At 37.4% G+C, this 22,562-nt stretch carries 25 protein-coding genes; 4 read left to right on the forward strand and 21 right to left on the reverse strand.

Annotation, left to right across the window (positions count from 1 at the left end):
• Positions 1-2: 2 nt before the first annotated feature.
• A complete protein-coding gene (locus IGI44_RS10790; RefSeq protein WP_438787737.1) occupies positions 3-791 on the reverse strand; it encodes an ABC transporter ATP-binding protein in 789 nt (262 codons plus the stop codon).
• Positions 792-948: 157 nt separating this feature from the next.
• Between IGI44_RS10790 and IGI44_RS10795 the strand changes: the two genes are divergently transcribed.
• Entirely contained in the window at positions 949-1,875 is a 927-nt protein-coding gene (locus IGI44_RS10795) for an ABC transporter substrate-binding protein (protein ID WP_438787738.1), read from the forward strand.
• Positions 1,876-1,933: 58 nt separating this feature from the next.
• On the opposite strand, the gene IGI44_RS10800 is transcribed toward IGI44_RS10795, so the two are convergent.
• The 7 genes from IGI44_RS10800 to IGI44_RS10830 all read right to left on the reverse strand — a co-directional run bounded on the left by IGI44_RS10800 (position 1,934) and on the right by IGI44_RS10830 (position 9,154).
• On the reverse strand, positions 1,934-2,665 hold the full coding sequence (locus tag IGI44_RS10800) for a DUF6681 family protein (RefSeq protein ID WP_438787739.1): 732 nt from the start codon (positions 2,663-2,665) through the stop codon (positions 1,934-1,936).
• On the reverse strand, positions 2,662-3,081 hold the full coding sequence (locus IGI44_RS10805) for a hypothetical protein (protein WP_438787740.1): 420 nt from the start codon (positions 3,079-3,081) through the stop codon (positions 2,662-2,664). The genes IGI44_RS10800 and IGI44_RS10805 overlap by 4 nt, the downstream gene beginning before the upstream one ends.
• A 204-nt stretch (positions 3,082-3,285) precedes the next feature.
• Positions 3,286-3,435, reverse strand: a complete 150-nt coding sequence (gene rpmG, locus IGI44_RS10810) for a 50S ribosomal protein L33 (RefSeq protein WP_010740369.1) — start codon at positions 3,433-3,435, stop codon at positions 3,286-3,288.
• Between the two features lie 124 nt (positions 3,436-3,559).
• Positions 3,560-4,033, reverse strand: coding sequence for a glutathione peroxidase (locus IGI44_RS10815; protein ID WP_438787741.1), 474 nt, complete (start codon positions 4,031-4,033; stop codon positions 3,560-3,562).
• A gap of 144 nt (positions 4,034-4,177) precedes the next feature.
• On the reverse strand, positions 4,178-6,304 hold the full coding sequence (locus IGI44_RS10820) for a penicillin-binding transpeptidase domain-containing protein (protein ID WP_438787742.1): 2,127 nt from the start codon (positions 6,302-6,304) through the stop codon (positions 4,178-4,180).
• A 415-nt stretch (positions 6,305-6,719) separates the two neighbouring features.
• A complete protein-coding gene (gene thrS, locus IGI44_RS10825) occupies positions 6,720-8,660 on the reverse strand; it encodes a threonine--tRNA ligase (RefSeq protein WP_438787743.1) in 1,941 nt (646 codons plus the stop codon).
• Positions 8,661-8,977: 317 nt separating this feature from the next.
• Positions 8,978-9,154, reverse strand: coding sequence for a 2-hydroxymuconate tautomerase (locus IGI44_RS10830; protein WP_438787744.1), 177 nt, complete (start codon positions 9,152-9,154; stop codon positions 8,978-8,980).
• A 224-nt stretch (positions 9,155-9,378) separates the two neighbouring features.
• Between IGI44_RS10830 and IGI44_RS10835 the strand changes: the two genes are divergently transcribed.
• From IGI44_RS10835 to helD, 3 genes are all read left to right on the forward strand, one after another.
• Complete coding sequence (locus IGI44_RS10835; protein ID WP_438787745.1) at positions 9,379-9,789, forward strand: VOC family protein; 411 nt, start codon at positions 9,379-9,381, stop codon at positions 9,787-9,789.
• 17 nt (positions 9,790-9,806) lie between these two features.
• Positions 9,807-10,673: a VOC family protein gene (locus IGI44_RS10840; protein ID WP_438787746.1), complete on the forward strand. Its 867-nt coding sequence runs from the start codon at positions 9,807-9,809 to the stop codon at positions 10,671-10,673.
• A gap of 276 nt (positions 10,674-10,949) precedes the next feature.
• Positions 10,950-13,241, forward strand: a complete 2,292-nt coding sequence (gene helD / locus IGI44_RS10845) for an RNA polymerase recycling motor HelD (RefSeq protein ID WP_438787747.1) — start codon at positions 10,950-10,952, stop codon at positions 13,239-13,241.
• A gap of 87 nt (positions 13,242-13,328) precedes the next feature.
• Here helD and IGI44_RS10850 read toward each other — a convergent pair whose 3' ends face one another.
• From IGI44_RS10850 to IGI44_RS10910, 13 genes are all read right to left on the reverse strand, one after another.
• On the reverse strand, positions 13,329-14,048 hold the full coding sequence (locus IGI44_RS10850) for a YebC/PmpR family DNA-binding transcriptional regulator (protein ID WP_438787748.1): 720 nt from the start codon (positions 14,046-14,048) through the stop codon (positions 13,329-13,331).
• A 72-nt stretch (positions 14,049-14,120) separates the two neighbouring features.
• Complete coding sequence (locus tag IGI44_RS10855; protein WP_438787749.1) at positions 14,121-15,260, reverse strand: nucleotidyltransferase; 1,140 nt, start codon at positions 15,258-15,260, stop codon at positions 14,121-14,123.
• A gap of 74 nt (positions 15,261-15,334) precedes the next feature.
• Positions 15,335-16,063 carry a class I SAM-dependent DNA methyltransferase gene (locus IGI44_RS10860; RefSeq protein ID WP_438787750.1) on the reverse strand — a complete coding sequence of 243 codons (729 nt, stop codon included), beginning with the start codon at positions 16,061-16,063 and terminating at the stop codon, positions 15,335-15,337.
• Entirely contained in the window at positions 16,063-16,419 is a 357-nt protein-coding gene (rsfS, locus tag IGI44_RS10865; protein ID WP_438788974.1) for a ribosome silencing factor, read from the reverse strand. The genes IGI44_RS10860 and rsfS overlap by 1 nt, the downstream gene beginning before the upstream one ends.
• 60 nt (positions 16,420-16,479) lie before the next feature.
• Positions 16,480-17,076, reverse strand: coding sequence for a bis(5'-nucleosyl)-tetraphosphatase (symmetrical) YqeK (gene yqeK, locus IGI44_RS10870; RefSeq protein ID WP_438788976.1), 597 nt, complete (start codon positions 17,074-17,076; stop codon positions 16,480-16,482).
• A complete protein-coding gene (locus tag IGI44_RS10875; RefSeq protein ID WP_438787751.1) occupies positions 17,066-17,701 on the reverse strand; it encodes a nicotinate-nucleotide adenylyltransferase in 636 nt (211 codons plus the stop codon). Before IGI44_RS10875 ends, yqeK begins: the two co-directional genes overlap by 11 nt.
• Before the next feature lie 35 nt (positions 17,702-17,736).
• Positions 17,737-18,048 carry a ribosome assembly RNA-binding protein YhbY gene (yhbY, locus tag IGI44_RS10880; RefSeq protein ID WP_438787752.1) on the reverse strand — a complete coding sequence of 104 codons (312 nt, stop codon included), beginning with the start codon at positions 18,046-18,048 and terminating at the stop codon, positions 17,737-17,739.
• 29 nt (positions 18,049-18,077) lie between these two features.
• Entirely contained in the window at positions 18,078-19,187 is a 1,110-nt protein-coding gene (gene yqeH / locus IGI44_RS10885; protein WP_438787753.1) for a ribosome biogenesis GTPase YqeH, read from the reverse strand.
• Positions 19,188-19,712 (reverse strand): YqeG family HAD IIIA-type phosphatase, encoded by a 525-nt coding sequence (locus IGI44_RS10890; protein ID WP_438787754.1) that lies wholly within the window; start codon positions 19,710-19,712, stop codon positions 19,188-19,190. It abuts the gene before it with no gap.
• Positions 19,713-19,839: 127 nt separating this feature from the next.
• The gene (locus tag IGI44_RS10895; RefSeq protein WP_438788978.1) at positions 19,840-20,574 is read right to left on the reverse strand and encodes an amino acid ABC transporter ATP-binding protein; all 735 of its coding nucleotides are present in this window, start codon (positions 20,572-20,574) and stop codon (positions 19,840-19,842) included.
• Positions 20,575-20,592: 18 nt separating this feature from the next.
• Positions 20,593-21,282: an amino acid ABC transporter permease gene (locus tag IGI44_RS10900; protein WP_438787755.1), complete on the reverse strand. Its 690-nt coding sequence runs from the start codon at positions 21,280-21,282 to the stop codon at positions 20,593-20,595.
• Between the two features lie 12 nt (positions 21,283-21,294).
• Entirely contained in the window at positions 21,295-22,137 is an 843-nt protein-coding gene (locus IGI44_RS10905; protein WP_438787756.1) for a transporter substrate-binding domain-containing protein, read from the reverse strand.
• A gap of 263 nt (positions 22,138-22,400) precedes the next feature.
• The gene (locus IGI44_RS10910) at positions 22,401-22,535 is read right to left on the reverse strand and encodes a hypothetical protein (RefSeq protein WP_002302374.1); all 135 of its coding nucleotides are present in this window, start codon (positions 22,533-22,535) and stop codon (positions 22,401-22,403) included.
• Between the last annotated feature and the right edge of the window lie 27 nt (positions 22,536-22,562).

Raw genomic sequence — 22,562 nt, forward strand, 5'->3', positions numbered from 1 at the left:
TTTTAATGCTCCTTTATCAGGTCGTAAGCAATAACTACCGGTTTATCACTGTTAGGCATGGTCGCAAAGGTAGCTTGGATATCAAAAAGAGTAAGCAATTTATCCACTGTGAAAATTTCTTTTGGTGTACCTTGAAAAACCAATTCTCCCCTTTTCATCCCCAACAAATAATCAGAAAAGCGCGAGGCGTGATTTAAGTCATGAATCGTCATCAGAATCGTTTTTCCTTGCTGATTTATTTTCTGTAATAATTCTAATATTTCCAACTGATGCGCGGGATCCAAAAAAGTAATTGGTTCGTCTAATATCAAAATGTCTGTATCCTGTGCCAATGCCATGGCGATCCATACACGTTGCTGTTGTCCACCAGACAAGGTACCCAATGTTCGATCTTTTAAATTTTGAAGGTTTGTAGCTTTTAATGCCCAATTTATCAGTTGGTGATCCGTTTCCTTCAATCCAGAAAAACCCTTTTGATATGGAAATCGTCCATAAGCTACGATTTCTTCAACAGTTAATCCGCTGATTTGCGCACTAGTTTGTGACAAAGAAGCAATTTTTTGCGCAGTACTTTTAGTATCTAACTGTTGGATGTTTTCTCCGTCGATAAAAACCTCTCCCTTGGCTGGTTCTAGAATCCGTGCCAGAGCCTTTAAAAAAGTGGACTTCCCACTACCATTTGGACCAATCAAACTGGTAATCTTACCTTTGGGAATTTCTACTGTAATATCGTTTACGACAATTTTTTTATCATACCCAATTGAAAGATCAGCGGTATTCAATTTTGTCATAGAATTTCCTCATTTCTCTGATAATCGTTCTCAATTATGACCTTATTTGTTATCTGCGTCAACTGTCAATTAAAAAAGACACAGTTGACACCCTAAATGCTTTCAGTAATAATAGTAATTGAGAATTTTTCTCAATTAACTTCAAGGGAGTTTTTTTATGTTAAAAAAAGTAATGCTGAGTTCAGCTTTCCTGCTAGCTCTTTTCAGCTTAGCTGCTTGTGGGCAGAATAATGATAGCAAAGAAACAAATAAAGATGTGCACTCAATGACTGATGCGTTGGATCACAAGGTAGACATCCCCAAAAAACCTAAACGGATTATTGCTTCATATCTAGAAGATTACCTAGTCGCTTTAGATGAAAAGCCTGTTGCACAATGGACAGTGGGTGAGGGAAAGATTCAACATTATCTACAGGACAAATTGAAGGATATTCCTACTATTAACTATGATATGCCTTATGAAGACGTAGTAAAATTTGAACCAGATCTGTTATTGATTGGATCAAATGGATCACTTGAAGGTGGAAAATATAAGGAATATTCTAAGATTGCCCCTACCTATGTTGTAAAAAATGGTGATGGTGTTACGTGGCGTGATCAACTAGAGGATATTGGCGCTGTTTTAGGAAAAGAAGACAAAGCTAAAGCTGTGGAGAAAGACTATGATCAATTAGTTAGCCAAACTAAAAAAGAGCTTAAAAATGAAATCCAAGGTAAATCTGCTGTTGTATTGTGGGTAACGAATAATTCTGCTTTTATGGTAGCTGATAACCGTTCTAGTGGACAACTAATTTATAAAGAATTAGGTTTTGAAATTCCCCAATTAACAAAAGATATCAGCAAAAAAGCCACCGCAGACTTTTCTCAAGTCTCGTTGGAGAGCCTGTCTCAACTTGATGCTGATTATATCTTCTTAGTCAATAGCGACAACGGTGCTGCGATGTTTAAAGACCCTTTATGGAGTAACATTCCAGCAGTTAAAACTAATCGACTATTTGAATTTGACGGAACATCAAGTTGGCTATACAATGGTCCCATCGCGTATACTCAAATGGTTGAAAACATTCGCAATGTCCTGAAATAAAAATACCGTTCTGATCAATGTTCCCTCTACTATTAGAGAATTATTGATCAGACGGTATTTATTTTTTACTCCGACGTGTTCGCGAATTCGCTTCTTCTGATTTGACTAAAAATTTTAAGCGGTAGGGTTCATGGTAGCGTACACCATTCTTAACAAAATCCCCTCCGACAATGAATAATCCAATCGGTTTTAAAGGCTCCGTTTGATGAATCGTTCCAATTGTTTCCAAATTGCGATAATTCTTTCCAATCTGTAGCTGATACGTCCCGCTATTAATTTGTTTTACATAATAATATGGATATAATGTATTTTCTTCGATTAAGAAGCCTTCTTCTTTGGAAAGGTCGCGAATCGTGATTTCCTTCTCTTCAATCAGCAGTTGGATATTTTCAACCAGTTTTAACTGGTAATCTTCATTGAAATCAACAGGAAGCTCCTTCGCTTTTTCAAACCCCTTTTTCGGCTTTATATTTTTTTCATTTTGGATATTAAACGCATCATCCGGCAAATATTTTACAAATAGCTGCGTAATATCACCTTTCACATTTCTATCCATAAAGTAGTAAAAGAAGTTTAAAACAATGAAATAAACTAATACAATGAAAACTAGTCCATATAGGAATAATTGTAGATAGTTCTGATTAAGCCATAACCCATAAACAATCCGTAAAATATAGACAGTCGGGATAACACTTAGTAACGTGTATGCACGATTTGAGTATTTAGGACTAATATCTAAGAATCCCAAAAACTTATTTAGGCCATTTATAATGTCTAATAATAACGTCATTGATTATCACCCGCCTTTGATCCAATTGGTGCATCAGCTGGTTGTTGCTGTGACGGTACGGTCTGTGATGATTGCGTTGAAGATTGCGGTTGTGACGCTACAGAGCTACTGTCTGTTGAAGGTTGCGTATTTTCAACCTGATTGTTCTCAGCAGAGCTTTCAACAATAGCATCGGTGTCTTTTGATTCTTCAATTGATGTCTGCTCCTCGATTGTGTTTGTTTCATTAGTAACGCTATTTAAATCACTAGAAGAATCGGTCGTACGTGATGTAGCAGATTCGGTCGTCGATGTAGTTGGTGTTGTTGCTTTTACTTGACGATAACTGGAATTATTCAGAATCCCTGTAGTCGTTGCTATTAAGATCGACAAAGTTAAAAGAGCAATCGGCTTTAAAATCGGTGGAACTTTACGCATTTGATCCTTCCTTTCTATATTGTTTTATATGATACTTAGTTTTATCATTGGAAGGTTATCTTTTGCTTAGGATTCTGTGAAGATTTTATGTAGATTTCTGAAAATAAATGCGCGTTTCCAAGTTCTTTAGAATCAATTGACCCATTCAATTCTAGAAAACAAAAAAACCAGTAATCAACTCTGATTACTGGTTTAGTAACTAAATTATTTTACTTCTTTATGCAAAGTAACTTTACGTTCGCGTGGGCAATATTTCATTTTTTCCAAGCGATCTGGATTGTTACGTTTGTTTTTGTTAGTTAGGTAGTTACGTTCTTTACAAGAAGTACATTCTAAAGTGATATTTACGCGCATGATTTTCCCTCCCTAGTTAGGATCAGTTTTCCAAGATATTTCTCAGACTTTGATATCATATCACGTTTTTATTTTTTTGACTAGCCTTTTCGCGAAATTCGTTAAGTAATTCTACTTGACGTTGTTAAAGTTGCGCTTCGATGTCTTTTGCAATATCTTCTGGCTTTGTTTGTGATGCATAGCGTTTTATCACATTTCCTCCGCGATCAACCAAAAATTTTGTAAAGTTCCATTTAATTGCTTTGTTAAGTAAACCACCTTGCGCACTCTTCAAGTAACTATACAAAGGTGCTTCATTTTCTCCGTTAACATCAATCTTACCGAAGGTCTGAAATGTTGTATGGTATTTCAATTGACAAAACTCTGCAACTTCTACATCTGTTCCAGGCGCTTGATTCCCAAATTGATTGCATGGAAAATCAAGAATTTCAAATCCGCTATTCTTGTACTGATCATATAAATTTTGCAACCCTTCATATTGTGGTGTAAATCCACAGCCAGTTGCTGTATTAACGATCAGAAGTACTTTTCCCTGATAATCTGCTAAAGATTTCTCTGTTCCATCGGTTTTTTCCACTTTAAAATCATAAACTGACATGCTATTTTCTCCCTTTCATACAAAAATTTACTCATTTTTATTAATAAAAAATCTATTAAAATGTAGCAAAAAAGAGTGATTCCTTCATTCGTCTATTTAATCCAATTTAAACGAATAAGGCTAAGGAGCATAAGCTCCCTAGCCTTATTGTACGCCATATGTGTCTGCAAATGCATTTATTATGTCTTTGGCAATAGCCTTATTTGTATCGTCATGTTCTTCGTCTAAATTTGGCAACATCACACTGATTGCAATTTGCGGCTTATCGTAGGGTGCATAAGCAACAATATTACTATTGATCGTATTCACTGGTTGACCATTAACAGATACAACCGTTTCAGCAGTCCCTGTTTTAGCTGCAGGATCAATTTTCGCCGAAGCTAAATCTCTTGCTGTAGTATATGGATCGCTACCATGAACAGCTTGATAAAAACCTTGTTTGATAATTCCCATTTGCTCTCCAGTGATGTTGACTTGATCCAATTTTTTACCAGTGATCTCTTGTTGTAATTTTCCAAGTCCACCACTATCGTTATTTCCATAAATTCCTTTGACAACATGAGGGGCTATTCTAGTTCCACCATTAGCAACAGTCGCTGCGTATTGAGCCAATTGCATTGGTGTATACGTATCATACTGACCAAATGACAGGTCAAGTAAGTTCCCGCCGCCAGGAGCATTTTTAGTCCCAAATTGATCATTGACTAGCCCTGGAGATTCATTTGGTAAATCAATTTGTGTTTTCACACCCATACCATACTCCGCAAAAGCATTCCTTAATTTATCATACATTTCTTTCGATGAGGCGCTCTCTGGCAAACTCATCTCTTGTTGATACTGAACTCCCAACATTCGTAAAACAATCTGCATCATATATGCATTAGAAGACCATTCTAGTGCTTTTACCGTATTCAATGGAATTTGATTGCCTAGTACTTTATTGTAAATTGATCCTTTTAACGCGGTACCTGCTAATTTGATTGGTTGATCTATTAATGTGTCATTTCCTGTAATAACCCCTGTTTGATACCCTGCCGTTACAGTTCCAGCCTTAACAACAGAACCCGGTTCAAAAGCACTCGTGATTGTCCCTAAAGTATTTTCTTCGATTTCCTTACTATTGATATCATGTGTGAAGCCCGTCATAGCTAAAACTTCGCCCGTATTTGGGTTCACGGCGACTGCATAAGCACCTGGTGAATACTTAGCAACACCACTATCAACTAAACCTTGATAATGCTTTTTCAAGATATCTTCAACTTTTTTCTGAAAATTACTATCGATGGTTAGAACGAGATTCGAGCCTTTTTCTCCTTTTTTGACCTCTTTTTGTTTCTCAATATTTCCTTCGTTATTCAAGGTGACTTTGTATTCGCCCTTCTTACCTTGAAGCTGCTCTTCATATTGTTTCTCTAAATAACTTTTACCGACACGATCGTTTCGCGCATAGCCCTTTTTCAATAATTCGTCAGCTTCTTCAGCTGGCAATCCTTCTTTTTCTGTTGTAATTTTTCCTAAGATACTTTTTAATGAACCATCTAAATCGTCGTTATACGAACGATCCCAGTCAGTTCCTGTAGAAACGCCTGGTAAATCTGAGGCACGCTCAGCAACCACTGCCAACTCCTCATCCGTTACACCTTCGTTTTTGACAAAAACTGTGCTTAGCGCAGAAGCACTATTCATTCGTTTGAAAATCGTCGCGATTTTTAGCTGATCCTCGCTGAATTGAATTTCACTATCCTTCACTTTATCGACTAATTTTTGATACTCATTCGTATTATCAAGATTTTTTTCTTTAAAAGATAGACGATCTTCGGCTTCCTTTAGATGATCCTTATCTGCAAGCCAGTAATCCTTCTTATCACGCGTAGTTAAATTTTCATCAACGGGTACATCAATCAATTTGTTCAATTCAATCGCTAATTTAAGAATATCAGACGCTTCCATCCGATTGCCGCGTGTAAAAGTAATGGCCGGATTGGCTTTATTATTTACCAGCGCTGTTCCTTTAGCATCATAGATTACTCCGCGCGGGGCGTTTTCTTTCACCGTGATGGTCGTTGAAGCCTTCATCTCAGCTTTCATTTTGTCGCCTTCAACGATCTGAAGATAGCCTAATCGTGAGACTAAAATAACGAACAAGCCAAAAATCACAAAAAATAGAAAATTTAATCTAAACGGGATATGACTTTTATTTTGATTACGGCCTTTTTCGTCCGCAAGCTTCAATTTTTCAAAAAATTTCTTTAATGGATTCGTAAATTTCATTCTTCTGTTCCTTCCACTTTGACAGTTACTTGTCTTATTGTAGCCGAAAAAGTGTTTTTTCAAAAGGATTATTCGTAGTTCCTTTACTATAGTTTAAGAACTTCCAATTCTTTAGTGCATTAAATCGCTATGTGTTTCACGAGGAGAGGATTATTTTTTTCATCAGGGATAAATTTAGCTTCAAATATGGATTTTCGCCTACAGAAAAAAACCATTCCTGTGAAACATTCTATTCAGCAATCAATTGTGGAAAACTTTCGAAATTAAAAAGACGGGTATTATGCATTTTCTTTAAAAAGTTTTCCACAAATGAATCTTTTTTTGACTTAACTGATTATATTAACGAATTTCTGTAGAAAGACTGATTAATTGATCTACAATAAAAAAACCGGTGAGCGAACTCACCGGAAAATTATTAATTGCGACTCATGTTATCAATATCTGCTTTAATCGACTCAACAAACAGATTTAAGTCTTGTACTTCTTGTTCCTCACTACCATAGCGACGAACATTCACTGTTGCATCATTGACTTCTTTATCACCGATTACTAATAGATAAGGAATTTTTTGTGTCTGAGCTTGACGAATTTTATAGCCAAGTTTCTCATTACGATCGTCAACTTCAACCCGGACACCCTCACGAACCAAACGATCTTTCACTTCATACGCATAATCGCCATGATGTTCAGGTGATACTGGTAAGATGGCTACTTGCTCTGGTGCTAACCAAGTTGGGAAAGCCCCTTTATATTGTTCAATCAAGTAAGCAGTGAAACGTTCCATCGTTGAAACAACACTACGGTGTACTACGACTGGACGATGTTCTTTTCCATCTTCACCAATATAAGATAAATCAAAGCGTTCTGGTAATAGGAAGTCAAATTGAATCGTCGACAATGTTTCTTCAGTTCCTAAAGCCGTTTGAACTTGGACATCTAATTTAGGACCATAAAACGCTGCTTCGCCATCCGCTTCAAAATAATCAAAACCAGATTCATCCATAACTTCTTTCAATAAACGTTGAGAATTTTCCCACATCGCATCGTCATCAAAATATTTTTCAGTATTTTCAGGATCGCGATAGCTTAAGCGGAAGCGATAATCTTCAAAACCAAAGTCTTTATAAACTTCTAAGATCAAGTCTAACGTACGACGGAATTCCTCTTTGATTTGATCCGGACGAACAAAGATATGCGCATCATTCATTGTCATTTCACGAACCCGTTGTAAACCAGATAAAGCACCAGATTTTTCGTAACGGTGATCCATTCCAAGTTCAGCTAAACGAATTGGTAATTCACGGTATGAGTGAATATGATTTTTATAAATCATCATATGGTGCGGACAGTTCATTGGACGCAATACTAATGATTCTTCGCCGTCTCCCATGTCCATGATTGGGAACATATCTTCTTTGTAATGATCCCAGTGACCAGATGTTTTGTACAAACCAGTATCTGCTAATACAGGAGTATAAACATGTTCATAGCCCATTGAGATTTCTTTATCAACGATATAGCGTTCAATAATACGACGAATTGTCGCGCCTTTTGGCAACCAGAAAGGTAATCCTGAACCAACTTCTTGCGAGATCATGAATAGATCTAATTCTTTACCAAGTTTACGATGGTCACGTTCTTTCGCTTCTTCACGCATTTTTAAGAAATGATCAAGATCTGCTTGTTTAAAGAAGGCTGTTCCGTAAACCCGTTGCATCATTTTATTATCAGAATTTCCACGCCAGTAAGCACCAGCTACTGATAATAATTTGAAAATCTTGATTTTACCTGTTGAAGGCACATGTGGCCCGCGACATAAATCGGTGAATTCACCTTGCGTATAAGCAGTGATTACTTCATCCTCTGGCAAATCTGTAATCAATTCTACTTTGTATGGATCATAACTGAAGAAATCTAACGCTTCCTGACGACTCATTACTTTGCGTTCGATCGGCAGATTTTCTTTGATGATTTTTTTCATCTCTTTTTCGATTGCCGGGAAATCTTCTTCGCTGATTTGTTCCCCGTCTCCATTATCAGTATCATAATAGAAGCCAGATTCAATTGCTGGCCCTACACCGAAATGCATATTTGGAAATAAACGACGAATCGCTTGTGCCATTAAATGTGCACTTGAATGACGAACAAGTGGTAAAGCTTCTTCATCTTGTTCAGTCACGATTTTTAATTCCGCATCTTCTTCAATTGCTCGGTTTAAATCTTCCAACTCACCATTTACAACAACTGCTAATGCTTTTTTTGCTAATGAACTAGAAATACTTTTTGCGATCTCTAAGCCAGTAATACCGTTGTCAAACTCTTTTGCTGATCCGTCTGGAAATGAAATTTTTACCATCCTATAGTCCCCCTTATTCGTTTTGATTGATAAAAAAAGCCCTAGTACCGAAATCGGTACTAGGACGAATAAACGTGGTTCCACCTAATCTTTGGACAGAATTCCTGTCCCTCACAAGCGATAACGGCGCTATCCGCTTCTGCATTTTTACAGAAGTCTCAGAAAGTGGTCATCCCTTGCGCTTATCTGGAAAAGTTTCAGCCAAGCTTTTCCTCTCTAATAAACAGCCTTCAAGTTCAGGTGTCTTTCTTTATCAATCAATTATAAGGTCATTATAAACACTTATTGATTTGAAATGCAAGTCTAAATAGTAATAATTATTTCCATTTACCACCTTGCGCATATTTGCCCTTTTGCATTTCGTTAATAATGACATGAATATTTTCTTTTGGTGCTCCGGCAGTTCTTGAGATGACTTCTGTTACCTCTTCAACCATTTTAGTTAATTGCTCTTCAGTTCTTCCTTCAACTAATTCAATGTGTACGAACGGCATAATGAATCGCTCCCTTAATTTTAAATTTTTTCGTCGCTTCATTTTATCATATTTTACCAAAAAAGATGTTACAGCAGATGGCAAGAGCCCATTATATGTTCCACGATTAAATGTTCTACACTCCTGTACTTTAAAAATAAGATATTTAGTTTCAATGAGTCAAATCATTATTGATAGCCCTTTCTTCGTGATAAAGTAAGGGGATAAGAATGGAGGAAATCTCAATGGATATCTATTTACATTTCAAAAATCAAGCTACAGAAGCAATCGCCTTTTACGAAAAAGTTTTTAAAACAGAACCGGCTCAAATAATGACTTTTGGCCAAATGCCCCAGGATGATGAACATCCGATTGATGATAGTATCAAAAATCTAGTGTTGAATGCCAATTTGAATATCAATGATACAAACGTTATGTTCTCAGACAGTCCTGAGAGTATGGCGCCTCCAATAATCGTTGGAAATAATGTGGCTTTGGTGTTTAATGCGAATACTACAGAAGAAGCATCAGAAATCTTTCAGCAACTAACAGAGAAGGGAACTGTCCTTTTACCACTTGAGAAAACTTTCTGGGCAAAATTATATGGCATGGTTAAAGACCAATATGGCGTAATTTGGCATATCAATCTTTATTAAAGAGAGGATGAAACTCCATGGAACAGCAATTTGGTTGTTGTCTTTGGTTTAACGGACACATTGACGAAGCTGCCGAATTTTATACAAAAATCTTTGAGGATAGTAAAATCGTCGATCAAACACGTTATGTTACAGATGAGCATGGGAAAATCGGTGATTTACTAACTATTACTTTAGAATTAGCAGGCTCCGAATTTCTTTTGTTGAACGGCGGTGATGTTTTCACCCCCACCCCTGCTATTTCTTACATTGTCAACTGTGAACATGAGGATCAATTGCAGAAAGTATGGAAGCACCTCAATCAAAATGGGAAAACATTGATGCCCCTCTCAGATTATCCTGAGCTGGGAAAATTTGGATGGACAAACGATCGTTATGGGTTCTCATGGCAGGTTCGCTTAGGGGAAAACTTACAAACTATTACTCCCTGTATCATGTTTGCTAACGAAAATTTCGGCATGGCTCAAGCGGCAATTGATGAATGGATCTCTGTCTTTGGTGGAAAGCAAACCTTTGTCATCAAAGGAAAAGAAGACCGTTTACGAGCTTCTGGCATCCAATTGCGTGGACACGACTTGATTGTCATGGATAGCCCAGAAAAACATGATTTTACGTTTACAATGGCGAACTCTTTTTATTTCTATTTTAAGGATCAGTCAGATATTGATCAAGCTTGGGATGCTATAACGAACGGTGGCAAGGAATGGCCATGTGGTTGGATGGAAGATCGCTATGGGGTCTACTGGCAAACAGTCAATAAAAATCTCTTAAAATGGACCAATGATTCTAATACTGAAAAAGCTCGCCGCGCAACGCAAGAAATGTATAAAATGAAAAAAATTAATTTAGATCAAATTCAAAAAGCTTTTGATGGAGCAAACTAAATATTTATAGCTTTCAAAAAAATTAGTTGACCCTGTCTAGAAAAACTTAATACCCTAATGAGGAACATCTATAAACTTTTATCAAGGAAAATTTATAGATGTTCTTCTTGCCTTAAAAGTTGTTTAGCTCACAATCATTCTATCGCTTTTCTACTCTAATGCCTAATAGTCCTAGCATGTATTAACTCAAACGAGCCCTTTGCTTCTCTTTCCCCTTATGTGCTATACTATTATGCTGTTATAAACAGTTAATGGAAAAACAAAGGGGGATGCTCAATGAATGCAAGAGAGTACGAACAAGAGCACATCCAACAGACAAGTACTTTGATTCAACAAGAAATAGCATTTTTGGACAACCAAAAGAAAGAAACTAAAGCAAAATTCGATACCGATATGTTAGAAAATGCAGGACAAAGAATTCAAGGTGGTTCTTTCGAAGCCTTGGCAGAAACAATGGCTGATACTCGGCAGCACGAGGCTGAATTACTTTTACGTTATCAATCCTTGGCTTCACAAGAAAAACGCCAAAGAGTGCTACGATTAATGAGGGAGAATCCTTATTTTGCCCGCATTGATTTTAAAGAAGACCAAGAAACTGAAACACTTTATTTGGGCATTGCCTCTTTACGGGATGCACAAGAAGAAACCGTGGTCATAGATTGGCGCGCACCAATTGCGAATCTCTATTACGAAGGAACACTGGGTCAAACCCATTATGAAGCCCATGATGCAATTATTCCGATCGAATTATTATTAAAACGACAATTTAAAATTCGTGAAGGACAACTTTTATCAATGGTCGATACATCAGAAGCGATTAACGATGATTTTTTGTTGGAGATTTTAGACGAAGCCTCCTCGAATCACATGAAAAATATCGTAGCCACAATCCAACGTTCGCAAAACGAGATTATTCGCGATACAAAAAGTAAGGTTCTAGTCGTAGAAGGAATCGCTGGAAGCGGAAAGACTTCTGCATTGCTTCAACGAGTGGCATATCTGCTGTATCACAATCGCAAATGGTTAGACAATGAACAGGTTTTATTATTCTCCCCTAACCATATTTTTTCTGATTATATTTCTACTGTTCTACCCTCTCTTGGAGAAAGTGGGATTCCGACTGAAACATTCAAAACTTTTCTAACTGCACTGCTTCCGACTTATCAGATTCATACTGAAGAGAGTCATGAAGAAGTTTTCCTTTCTGGACAAGATGATCGCGTATTACGCGCGAAAAGCAGCTTTGCAATCGTTCAAGAATTGTACAACTATGTCGAACGTATCACTGAATTCGGACCACTATTTCGAGATCTTAAATTAAATCAGGAAGTATTGATTTCTAAGAAGCAAATCCGCAATTGGTATCAAGAAGCAAACCCAGACCTTCCGATGTATCAACGAATGCAGTTGTTGCAGGTCAAACTTTTAAAGAAAATCAGCGGACTGGAAAAAGATGAAATGAAGAAGGATTGGGCAAAGAAAGCAGCAGATGAGTTAGTGGATGCCGTATTTATTAACAATCCCGATATGGAAGACTCGGAAAAAGCTGAACGTCGTTTACGCCGTCAGATGGCTCAAAAGGTCGTACGAAAAAAAATGCGCCCGATTCGCAGAATGATCAATCGATTTGGTTTTATTAATTACGCCAAACAATATCTGCATTTCTTGCAAAATGTACCGAAGCAGCTATTGACTCACTACCAATTGACAGAAGAAAATTGGAAAGCGATGCTTGAAGAGTTACGAAATGATTTTAAACGAAAGGATATTAGTTTGGAAGATGGTACACTGATGTTCCTTTTGATGAAATCCATCCATCCGCTAGACGTGAAACAAAAAGCCCGCTTTATATTTATTGATGAAATGCAGGACTTCTCCCCTGCACAAGTCGCGTTACTACGTCATTTATATCCCAAAGCAACGTATACTTTATGTGGTGACTTAAATCAAAAGGTCTTTGGAAATGAGAGTATGGTTCATTCATTAGAGGAAATTTTCCCCGATCAGTCTTTGACTCATTTTGAATTAACTACAAGCTATCGTTCAACAGAAGAAATTACGAACTTTGCGAATCAATTCCTAACACAAGAGAATCGCGTGGAGCTGACTGCCCGTGTTGGTGATCTTCCGAAGGTATACTACGCGAATGAGTCTCGTCAGATGATCGACGGACTAATTCATCAGATCGAAGAAACCGCAGAATTAGCAAAATACTGGCGAACAGCCATTATCGCTAAAACGGTGGAAGAATGCCAAGCACTCTATGATCAATTAACTTCCGAGCAAAAAGACCGTGTTCAACTACTAACCGATGAGGAAGACTTCATGAAAAAAAGTTTAATCATCATCCCTACTTATCTAGCAAAGGGACTAGAATTTGACCGTGTCTACGCTTGGAATATCTCGCCTGAAAACTATCATACTGAACAAGATAAGTTAATTTTGTATACTGTTTGCACGCGCGCCATGCACGAATTAAACTTACTAGTCATCGGCGAAAGAAGTCCTTTATTGGAAATGATTCCAGAAAACTTGTATAAACAAGAATCAGTAACTTCTGAAATTTAAAAACAGGATTTCCGTAGAAAAAGCTCAATAATCCGGATTTAAAAAGGACCAGAAAGAATAAATTTATTCTTTCTGGTCCTTTTACTATTAATCATCTAATTCGACATTGTGATAAACTTGTTGAACATCTTCTAACTCTTCCAACACATCAATCATCTTTTCAAATTTTTCCAAATCATCCCCGGTTAATGTCACTTCATTTTGAGGAATCATTTGCATTTCTGCCACAGAGAAATCTGTGATACCTTTTTCCTTCAAAGCTTCTTGGATGGCATTGAAATCTTCAGGTTCACCATAGACAATGATCTGTCCTTCTTCATCTACTACATCGCGAACATCAATCTCTTTGTCCATTAAATATTCTAAAATTTCATCAGCATCTTCCCCGGCAAAGCCAAATAGCGCAGTGTTGTCGAACATATAAGCAACTGCACCTGAGACGCCCATATTCCCGCCGTTTTTACCAAAGGCAGCACGAACATCTGAAGCTGTCCGATTGACATTGTTGGTTAGTGCATCGACAATTACCATTGAGCCGTTAGGACCAAAACCTTCATAGCGTAATTCTTGGAACGTTTCATCGCCAGAACCTTTGGCTTTTTCAATTGCTCGATCAATAATATGCTTTGGTACATTATACGTTTTCGCGCGTTCAATAACGAAACGTAACTTTTGATTAGCATGCGGATCAGGTTCACCTGATTTTGCAGCTGCATAAATCTCAATTCCAAATTTAGCGTAAATTTTACTGTTGTTTGCATCCTTCGCAGTTTTCTTCGCTACGATATTCGCCCATTTACGTCCCATGTTTTCACTTCTCTTTCGTTAATTTCATACTTTCTCATTATAACGACTCACTTGCGCTTTGCAAAGTATTTTTTATACTCGAATCGGAAATCGTCCAATCGTTTGTTCTTCAGGGTGGATTAATTGATAAATTTGATCTGCACGATAAGTTAAGAAATGCTGCTCTTTTTCTTTTTGTCCTATTTTTGCCGCTACCGGTAAAGTGAATTGCTTTTTCTTGCTATTTAAGTAGGATTGCCCTTTTTTAGTAAAACCCAAAATATGAAGCATTGAATCTTTCTGCTCTGTTTTTATTTCAGCTTCCTTGACTTGGAGTAAAACATAAGTTAAAAGGCGCTGCAATCGTGGCTGCGTATAACGCTTTGTGCTGATTTCTTTTAGATAAGCAGAAAAGTTATTACTCCCCCGCTCAACTAAGCGATGCTCTAGGCCTTCCTTCATCTGATAAATTGTCTTCAAACTATCCAAAGAATTAGCTCGCAACTGATAATCTAAATATGGCCAGAAATCTTCCCAGGTAACATGCGTTTTTTCCAATTCTTCTTGTATTTCATTTGGGACGAAAGCTGCTATATCCTCTCCAGCCAAAACAGCTTGTCGAATTCCTGTAGCACTTGCAAATTGATTAATAACTAACTTTTCATCATGGTATCCCTGGTCTTTACGCGCTAATGGAAAAATTTCCATTGGTTGCGCATAAGTTGCGTTCTCCTTGGCATAACTTAAACCTAAAATATGGTTAGGAGGAAAAGCTTGCGTTTGTGGATACAAACGAGAAACAACTTCAGCCATTTTTTCTGGATAGCTCCATCCAATAGGTAATTCATGGAAAAGCTGATCAATCGCTTGCTTCTCTTCGATAAAGAAACGTCCGTATTTCGCGTAATCAAAAAAAGAATCACTATCCGTACCAAAACATAACGTATCGCATTTTAAAGCTTGCAACAACTTAATACTGCCCCTAGCAAAATAATCTGCAGATTGTACTGCCCATGAAAAGGGCAGTTCCACCACGAGATCAACCCCATTTTGCAAAGCTGTCTTTGTTCTCGTCCACTTATCAATTATTGCTGGTTCCCCACGCTGCAAAAAGTTTCCACTCATAACCGCTACCACTACATCAGCACCACTTAATTCTCGTGCTTTTTCAGCATGATACCGATGTCCATTATGAAAGGGATTGTACTCTACTACGATTCCACAGCTGCGCATATTGATCCTCCTTTTCCGTTTTATTTTACTACGTAAAGAAAATAAATTCACAAAAAAGCCGAGATTGCTCTCGGCTATTTTTGACAGACAAAAAACCAACGTTTACTTGTTTCGCTCGGTGCCTCATCTTTGAAGTCCGCAAAGACTTCAAACTTAAAGCCAACCTCACTCAACATTTTCTGGTATGTTTCTAATGGGTATGTCCGTTCCTTATGCAGTTCATCGATACGTTCAAACATTTCACCTTCTCTTTTAACAAAGAATGTCAAAAAATGTTCAATACTATGAGGAAAATCACCCGAGTAGCTATCCCATAGAAAAGCAAAATCATCGGTTTGATCATGAAAGCTATAGTCAGGAAAAATTTCATCTATTTGATATGTTGAATGAACATCAAAAATAAATGTTCCTGAGGATTCTAACAAATCATATACACCCTCAAAAACTTGTTTAACCTGCGTCGCGTCCTGCATATAACAAAGCGAATCTGAAAAACAGGTCACCGCTTGATATTTTCCAATATCAGTTAGATCCAGCATATCTCCAGCAATCCAATTGATAAAAACATCTTCTTGGGTCGCACGATCACTTGCTAATGTCAGCATTTCTTCAGACAGATCCAAGCCCGTCACTTCAAAACCATTTTTGGCAAATTCAACGGCTAACGCACCAGTTCCACAAGCTAGTTCTAAGACCTGGTATGTCGTTTTTGGCAGATGGCGCAATGAAAAATCCAACCATTGCTGATATAAAGAGTCATCCATTATTTCATCGTAAACAAAGGCAAATGTTTCATAAGCCATTAGTCTAACCAAGCCTCGATATTTTCAAGCGGAGCATCTGACCATAATTTTTCTAAATTATAAAATTCGCGTTCTGAAGTACTGAAGACGTGAACAATCACATCCCCTAGATCGATCAGGACCCATTTCCCACCATCTTTTCCTTCGACGCGTTTCACTTCTACTTGTGCTTCTTCTTCTTTATCGATGACCTCATCAACAATTGCGTTGATTTGACGATCTGAATTTGCTGAACAAATCAGGAAATAATCCGCCAATAATGAGACTTTTGAGACATTTAATGCCACAATATCAACTGCTCGTTTCGAGTCAGCTGCCTTCACGGCAATTTCTAACATATTTTTACTATCTATGATGATTCTCCTCCTTATTTCATATCCTTTAATAAACTAATTTTTCTAGCATGTCCATTTATTTTACTGTATTCCAGCTACCCAACGATTATACGTTTCAATCGTTTTAGGATAAACTGGCGTTTCACTTTCGATTAGATGAGCCAGTGTATGTTTCGTTTCATAAGCAACAGCCTGATTTAAATCGCTAAATGCGATAACACGCGCGTCTTCTACTCCTGGAAATTGCCTACCTGGTTCAATGTAATCTGCTACATAGATGATCTTATCTAGTAACGTCATTTCTGCTGCTCCCGTAGTATGCAACCGAATAGCATTTAATATCTCTTCATCGGTAATTTTGAGTTCCCGAGCCACAAAATCCGCACCTACAAGACCATGCCAGATAGCATTGCCGTACTTTAACAAATCGATCTTGTTTTCATAATCACCTTGATCAATTGCCAGTTGGAATTCTTCGTCGGAACGCTCTTTCGCATAATCATGTGTCAGTGCAGCAATACTTGCCTTTTCTGGTGAGGCGCTAAAGCGTTCTGCCAAAGCAATAGCTGTTTCTTCAACTCCTAAAACATGCTTGAAACGACGTTCACTCATACGCATTTGAACAGCTTGCATCAGTGACTCTCGATCTAAAGCTGTGTACTCTTCGCTATATTTCATCAAGATACAGTCCTTCTTCCGAGATATATTCCCGCACCCGATCAGGTACAAGATAACGAATCGAACAACCTTGTTTCACCTGTTTTCGAATGTAAGAAGACGACAATTGAATTTCTGGTACGTCAACCCAAATGATTGGGTACGGACTTTCTGAGGAAAAACCTGAACGTTTTACCCCTACAAAATTGACGATTCGAACTAGTTCATCGATACGATGCCATTTTGGTAGATAAGCCACTTCATCCCCGCCGATAATGAAATAGTATTCGGTATCAGGATTTTCAGTAGTCATTTCTAACATCGTATCAATCGTATAGCTCTTACCTTTACGAACAAGCTCTCTTGTATCTATTGATAAAAAAGAGTTATCTTCAATCGCCAATTTAGCCATCGCCAATCGATGCTTACTATCGATCGTTTTCTTCTCATCTACATGCGGCGGCAAATAACTTGGCAACAGATGTACTTCATCAAATCCCATTTTTTGTCCGACCTGTTCGGCAATCATTAAGTGTGCATTATGAATCGGATTAAAATTACCACCCAGTAAGCCCACCTGCTTTTTAGGCATTGTAGCATCCGTCATTGGTTTGACTTTTGGAATCGTTAAGACATCTTGATACAACAGTTACTCCCCCTCATTATTCTAAAAAATGATGATTAAATCCCTTGAACTTCTTTTGAGATTTTTTGATATTTTTCTTTGCTTGAAGCTTTGTACAAAACCAAGACACGCCCAATAATTTGGACGATCTTACAATTGATTTTTTCTTCCAACACATGCGCCACATCTTCTGCGATCTCATCGGTATTTTGTAATAAATTGATCTTGATCAATTCTCTTTTTTCCAATGCTTCATTGATTTGAATGATCACTGCATCATTAATCCCATTTTTTCCAATTTGAAAAATTGGTTGTAGATGATGCGCTTTGCTGCGTAAGAAACGCTTTTGTTTTCCTCTTAATTCCATTAATACTCCCCTTATTCGGATAATAGATTTTAAATCAGTGCTTTACGGGTCAAAACATCTACGCCTTTCGGTGCCCAACCAGCTACAACAGCCGGTTTCGATACAGTCACCCAGCCGAGTCCTGCAAAAACAATGTCAGTCTTTTCTTTGATAGAAAATTCAAAACGAACCAATTCTGGAAAATCCTCAACTTCATCTGGTCGAGGAGGCTGCAGTAACCCTCCGACATGTTTTTCATAAAATGCATCCGCTTTTTCTAATTTTGTTCGGTGTGGTTCAATGTCATTTGCGACATAGGCAACGAATGACGCTCGGTCTCCTTGAATAAAATCAAATCGAGCTAACCCACCTAAAAATAGTGTTTGTCCAGCATTTAATTGATAGACTTTAGGCTTAATTTCTTTATGAGGTGCAATAATCTTCAGGTCTTTTTTCCCAAGATAATGCGCCATCTGATGACGATGAATGATTCCCGGTGTATCAAATAGATAGTGCCCATCGTCTAAAGGAATTTCGATCTTATCCAAAGTAGTCCCTGGAAACTGAGATGTTGTGATTAAATCTTGTACACCAGCAGTTTGCTTAATGATTTGATTAATCAATGTTGACTTTCCAACATTTGTCACACCAACTACATAAACATCTCGTCCATCTCGATACTCTTCGATTTTTTCTAATAAGTTAGACATTTCATTTGCTTTACGCGCACTTGTTAGCAAAATGTCCACTGGACGTAATCCTTCCTCATGAGCGCGTTCTCGCATCCATTGGGTCAATTTTCCCCGTTTTAGCGACTTAGGCAATAAATCAACTTTATTACCGACTAATAAAACTGGGTTATCCCCAACAAATCGATGCATTCCTGGAATCAGTGAGCCATTAAAGTCAAAGATATCCACCACATTCACAATCAACGCGTCTGCTTTTCCTAATTCATTTAATAAACGTAAAAAGTCATCATCCGTCAATGAGACATCTTGAATCTCATTATAGTGACGCAAACGGAAACAACGTTGACAGTAAACTTCCCCATTTGCTAACCCTTTTTCTAGAGCAGAAAGCGGAGTGTAGCCTAAATCATTGGGATGTTCTGTTTGAATCTTAGCGCCACAACCAATACAAAATAATTCTTCTTCCATTTATAATTCACTCTTCCATTTCATCTCAGGGTCTTTGCGCAATAAAACATGCATTACACGACGTTCAAAAAAACGATTAATTCGAGTGTTCCAGCCATCCGTATTTAAAATCGGGCGCACTAAGATGCTTCGAATCCCTGCTGCGCTTGCTCCACGAATATCTGTCATCACTTGATCTCCAATCATGACGATTTCATCTTTCGAAACACCTAATTGTTGCTGAGCATTCTTAATTCCCACCGAAAATGGTTTCATTGCTCGTGCAACAAAGTCTAATTGAAAGCTTTCTAATGCTTTTGCAACACGGCTAGCCTTATTATTTGAAACAACGACCACAGGAATTCCTGCCTCATCCATCATTTTTAACCAATCAATTAGCTCTTTGGTTCCATTAGGATTGTTCCAAGCAATCAAAGTATTATCTAAATCTGTCAGAACTGCTTTGAATCCATGAGCCTTCAATTGCTCTGGGGTTATTTGATAAATGGCTTCGACCATCCACGTTGGTTTGTATTTATCTAACATGGCAACTCCTATAACTTTATTTATACTTCTACAAAACCTGATTATAACGCAATTTTTTTGAAAACTCTACATTTGACTACAAAGGTTTAAAAAAAGACTAGGCTTTCTCTGCCTAGTCTCATTAATCTTATAATACTTTTGATAAAAAATCGATCGTTCGAGGACTTTTTGTATGGTCGAAAACATCCTCAGGTGTTCCTTCTTCCACGATGATACCGCCATCCATAAAGATCACGCGGTCGCCGACTTCTTTGGCAAAGCCCATCTCATGGGTAACGATCATCATCGTCATCCCCTCTTTTGCTAACTGCTGCATAACTGCCAACACATCCCCGACCATCTCAGGATCAAGTGCCGAAGTTGGTTCATCAAACAACATAACATCTGGCTGCATCGCTAATGCACGTGCGATGGCGATCCGTTGTTGTTGTCCACCAGATAGCGATTGTGGATAGGCATCTGCTTTTTCAGACAAACCGACCTTTTTTAACAGTTCCTTTGCGATCTTCTCTGCTTCAGCTTTTGCTAGACCCTTTACTTTTATTGGTGACAACGTAATATTATCTAAGACTGTCATATTTGGAAATAAGTTAAATTGTTGAAAAACCATTCCCATTTTTTCGCGTGTTTTAAAAATATCATTCTTTTTATCTGTAATATCTGTTCCTTCGAATCGGATTGTACCAGACGTCGGAACTTCCAATAAATTAACACAACGCAAGAAAGTACTCTTGCCTGAACCAGATGGTCCAATAATCACGACAACTTCACCAGGAATAATCTCTGCTGATATATCCTTAAGAACTTCATTGTCACCAAATTTTTTATTTAAATGTTCAATTTGAATCAACGCTTCTGTCATCCTGCTCACCTCTGCTCCTTATCTCTGATACCCTTTTCCAAGTTTTTTCTCCCATAAATTCACTAAGCGAGAAGTGATGAAGGTCATCACAAAATAAACTGCCGCCGCAACAATTAATGGTTCTAATGGAATATAAGAATTTGAGACAACAATCTGAGCAGAACCCATTAATTCATTAATTCCGATCGTAGCAAGCAAAGATGAATCTTTGATTAAAGTAATAAATTCATTTCCTAACGGTGGTAAGATGTTTCTCAAGGCCTGTGGTAAAATCACGTAACGCATCGTTTGGGCTGGTCGCAGACCTAATGAATGTGCTGCTTCTGTCTGGCCAAAGTTCACGGCAGTAATCCCACCACGAATGATTTCCGCAACATAGGCACCCGAGTTCAAAGATAAAACAATCATACCTGGGATCAAACGATTCAAGCCAACTGTCAGTACACCCACATTTAGATCACTTGAAGGAAAGAATCTTTGCAAAATCAAAAATCCAATTGTGATCTGCAATAGCATCGGAGTGCCGCGAAGCACTTCGATGTAAATATTTGCTAACCAGTTTAAAGGTTTGTGTTTAGAAAGTTTTAACAAAGCCATAGCTAGGCCGATCAACGTTCCTAAACAAACTGTTACTAATGAGATAATAACGGTGATTCCTGCACCAGAAACGAAATAAGATAAATATTTATCTAAAAAAGAAAAGTTCAAAACCTGTTTCCTCTATTCTTCAGCTGATTTTTCGGCTAATTCATGATTTTGTTTAACATACTCATCAATCTTGCCTTCATCATTTAACTTTTTGATGATTTTATTGATTTCTGTTTGTAATTTATCGCTGCCTTCTTTTGGTAAAGCAATTGCAAATGCTTCATCTTCATTCGCCTTCAAATCAATATTAGCAATCATTAATTCAGGATTTTGTTGTACGTAAGATTCCGCAATTGTTTTTTCTACAACCATTGCATCTAATGAACCGCTGTTTACTTCAATTACCATGTTCGGCACTTTTTCAATTGAAACAAGTTTTGCATCTTTGATTTGTGTTTTTACAACATCTTCTTGAATCGAACCTTTTTGTGCACCGACATTTTTATCTTTTAACGCATCTAAGCTTGTAAATTTATTTTCGTTCTTTTTATTGATAATCACTACTTGTGGTGGATTGTAGTAGTTATCGGTAAAGTTAAATTGTTCTTGTCGTTCTTTAGTCGCAGATATCGCTGAAATGGCAATATCTGATTTTCCTTCTTTTAGTGAAGCTAAGACGGTGTTAAAGCTCATATCGGATACTTCAGCTTTAACTCCTAATTGTTTGGCAATTTCATTAACTAAATCAATATCAGCACCGACAATTTTATCTTTACCATCTACCATGGTATGGAACTCAAACGGCGCATAGTCTGCTGAAGTGGCAACTTTTAACACCCCTGCCTTTTTAATTGCTGCTAATTGATCCTCTGATTTAGCACCTGATGAATCAGCTGTTTTATCACTGCCTCCACCACATGCTGCTAAAGTAAATAATGCTACTAATGTCATAACTAAGCCGGTAATCTTTTTCATCCTATTTCCTCCTATTTTGAATGCTTTTTTCAATGAATTTATTATAGCATGAAATTTTCATAAAACAAGCATTATTATGTATAAATATTGAAATAATTTTGGATATGAGTTCAAATGTTGAATATATTCAATTTCTTAGTGTATAAATATTTTTCTTTTTTTCCAGTACTACTTTTTTTCACACTGACATTTCCAATCAAACTGGCATAAGAAAACCTCAGGAGAAAACCGCTCCTGAGGACTTTTTGTTTAGATGAATCATTTTATTGTCGATCACTGATTCTAAATTCGTATCCAAGTACGTTCTTATAATATTCTGGATACATCTCTCCACCGCATTTTTCGCAATCAAATTGCGGAGCGTTCTCAGGATCAAATGCAACATCTCCTGCATCCAAAAATTGAACCACTTCCTTTGGAATTTT

The sequence above is a fragment of the Enterococcus sp. DIV0756 genome (genome assembly GCF_051710745.1).
GTDB lineage: Bacteria > Bacillota > Bacilli > Lactobacillales > Enterococcaceae > Enterococcus_A.

What these genes read in the sequence shown, in the direction of transcription:
- IGI44_RS10790 (WP_438787737.1), bottom strand. Translation starts at nt 791, where the DNA reads ATGACAAAATTGAATACCGCTGATCTTTCAATTGGGTATGATAAAAAA.
- IGI44_RS10795 (WP_438787738.1), top strand. Translation starts at nt 949, where the DNA reads ATGTTAAAAAAAGTAATGCTGAGTTCAGCTTTCCTGCTAGCTCTTTTC.
- IGI44_RS10800 (WP_438787739.1), bottom strand. Translation starts at nt 2,665, where the DNA reads ATGACGTTATTATTAGACATTATAAATGGCCTAAATAAGTTTTTGGGA.
- IGI44_RS10805 (WP_438787740.1), bottom strand. Translation starts at nt 3,081, where the DNA reads ATGCGTAAAGTTCCACCGATTTTAAAGCCGATTGCTCTTTTAACTTTG.
- rpmG (WP_010740369.1), bottom strand. Translation starts at nt 3,435, where the DNA reads ATGCGCGTAAATATCACTTTAGAATGTACTTCTTGTAAAGAACGTAAC.
- IGI44_RS10815 (WP_438787741.1), bottom strand. Translation starts at nt 4,033, where the DNA reads ATGTCAGTTTATGATTTTAAAGTGGAAAAAACCGATGGAACAGAGAAA.
- IGI44_RS10820 (WP_438787742.1), bottom strand. Translation starts at nt 6,304, where the DNA reads ATGAAATTTACGAATCCATTAAAGAAATTTTTTGAAAAATTGAAGCTT.
- thrS (WP_438787743.1), bottom strand. Translation starts at nt 8,660, where the DNA reads ATGGTAAAAATTTCATTTCCAGACGGATCAGCAAAAGAGTTTGACAAC.
- IGI44_RS10830 (WP_438787744.1), bottom strand. Translation starts at nt 9,154, where the DNA reads ATGCCGTTCGTACACATTGAATTAGTTGAAGGAAGAACTGAAGAGCAA.
- IGI44_RS10835 (WP_438787745.1), top strand. Translation starts at nt 9,379, where the DNA reads ATGGATATCTATTTACATTTCAAAAATCAAGCTACAGAAGCAATCGCC.
- IGI44_RS10840 (WP_438787746.1), top strand. Translation starts at nt 9,807, where the DNA reads ATGGAACAGCAATTTGGTTGTTGTCTTTGGTTTAACGGACACATTGAC.
- helD (WP_438787747.1), top strand. Translation starts at nt 10,950, where the DNA reads ATGAATGCAAGAGAGTACGAACAAGAGCACATCCAACAGACAAGTACT.
- IGI44_RS10850 (WP_438787748.1), bottom strand. Translation starts at nt 14,048, where the DNA reads ATGGGACGTAAATGGGCGAATATCGTAGCGAAGAAAACTGCGAAGGAT.
- IGI44_RS10855 (WP_438787749.1), bottom strand. Translation starts at nt 15,260, where the DNA reads ATGCGCAGCTGTGGAATCGTAGTAGAGTACAATCCCTTTCATAATGGA.
- IGI44_RS10860 (WP_438787750.1), bottom strand. Translation starts at nt 16,063, where the DNA reads ATGGCTTATGAAACATTTGCCTTTGTTTACGATGAAATAATGGATGAC.
- yqeK (WP_438788976.1), bottom strand. Translation starts at nt 17,076, where the DNA reads ATGAAATATAGCGAAGAGTACACAGCTTTAGATCGAGAGTCACTGATG.
- yhbY (WP_438787752.1), bottom strand. Translation starts at nt 18,048, where the DNA reads ATGGAATTAAGAGGAAAACAAAAGCGTTTCTTACGCAGCAAAGCGCAT.
- yqeH (WP_438787753.1), bottom strand. Translation starts at nt 19,187, where the DNA reads ATGGAAGAAGAATTATTTTGTATTGGTTGTGGCGCTAAGATTCAAACA.
- IGI44_RS10890 (WP_438787754.1), bottom strand. Translation starts at nt 19,712, where the DNA reads ATGTTAGATAAATACAAACCAACGTGGATGGTCGAAGCCATTTATCAA.
- IGI44_RS10895 (WP_438788978.1), bottom strand. Translation starts at nt 20,574, where the DNA reads ATGACAGAAGCGTTGATTCAAATTGAACATTTAAATAAAAAATTTGGT.
- IGI44_RS10905 (WP_438787756.1), bottom strand. Translation starts at nt 22,137, where the DNA reads ATGAAAAAGATTACCGGCTTAGTTATGACATTAGTAGCATTATTTACT.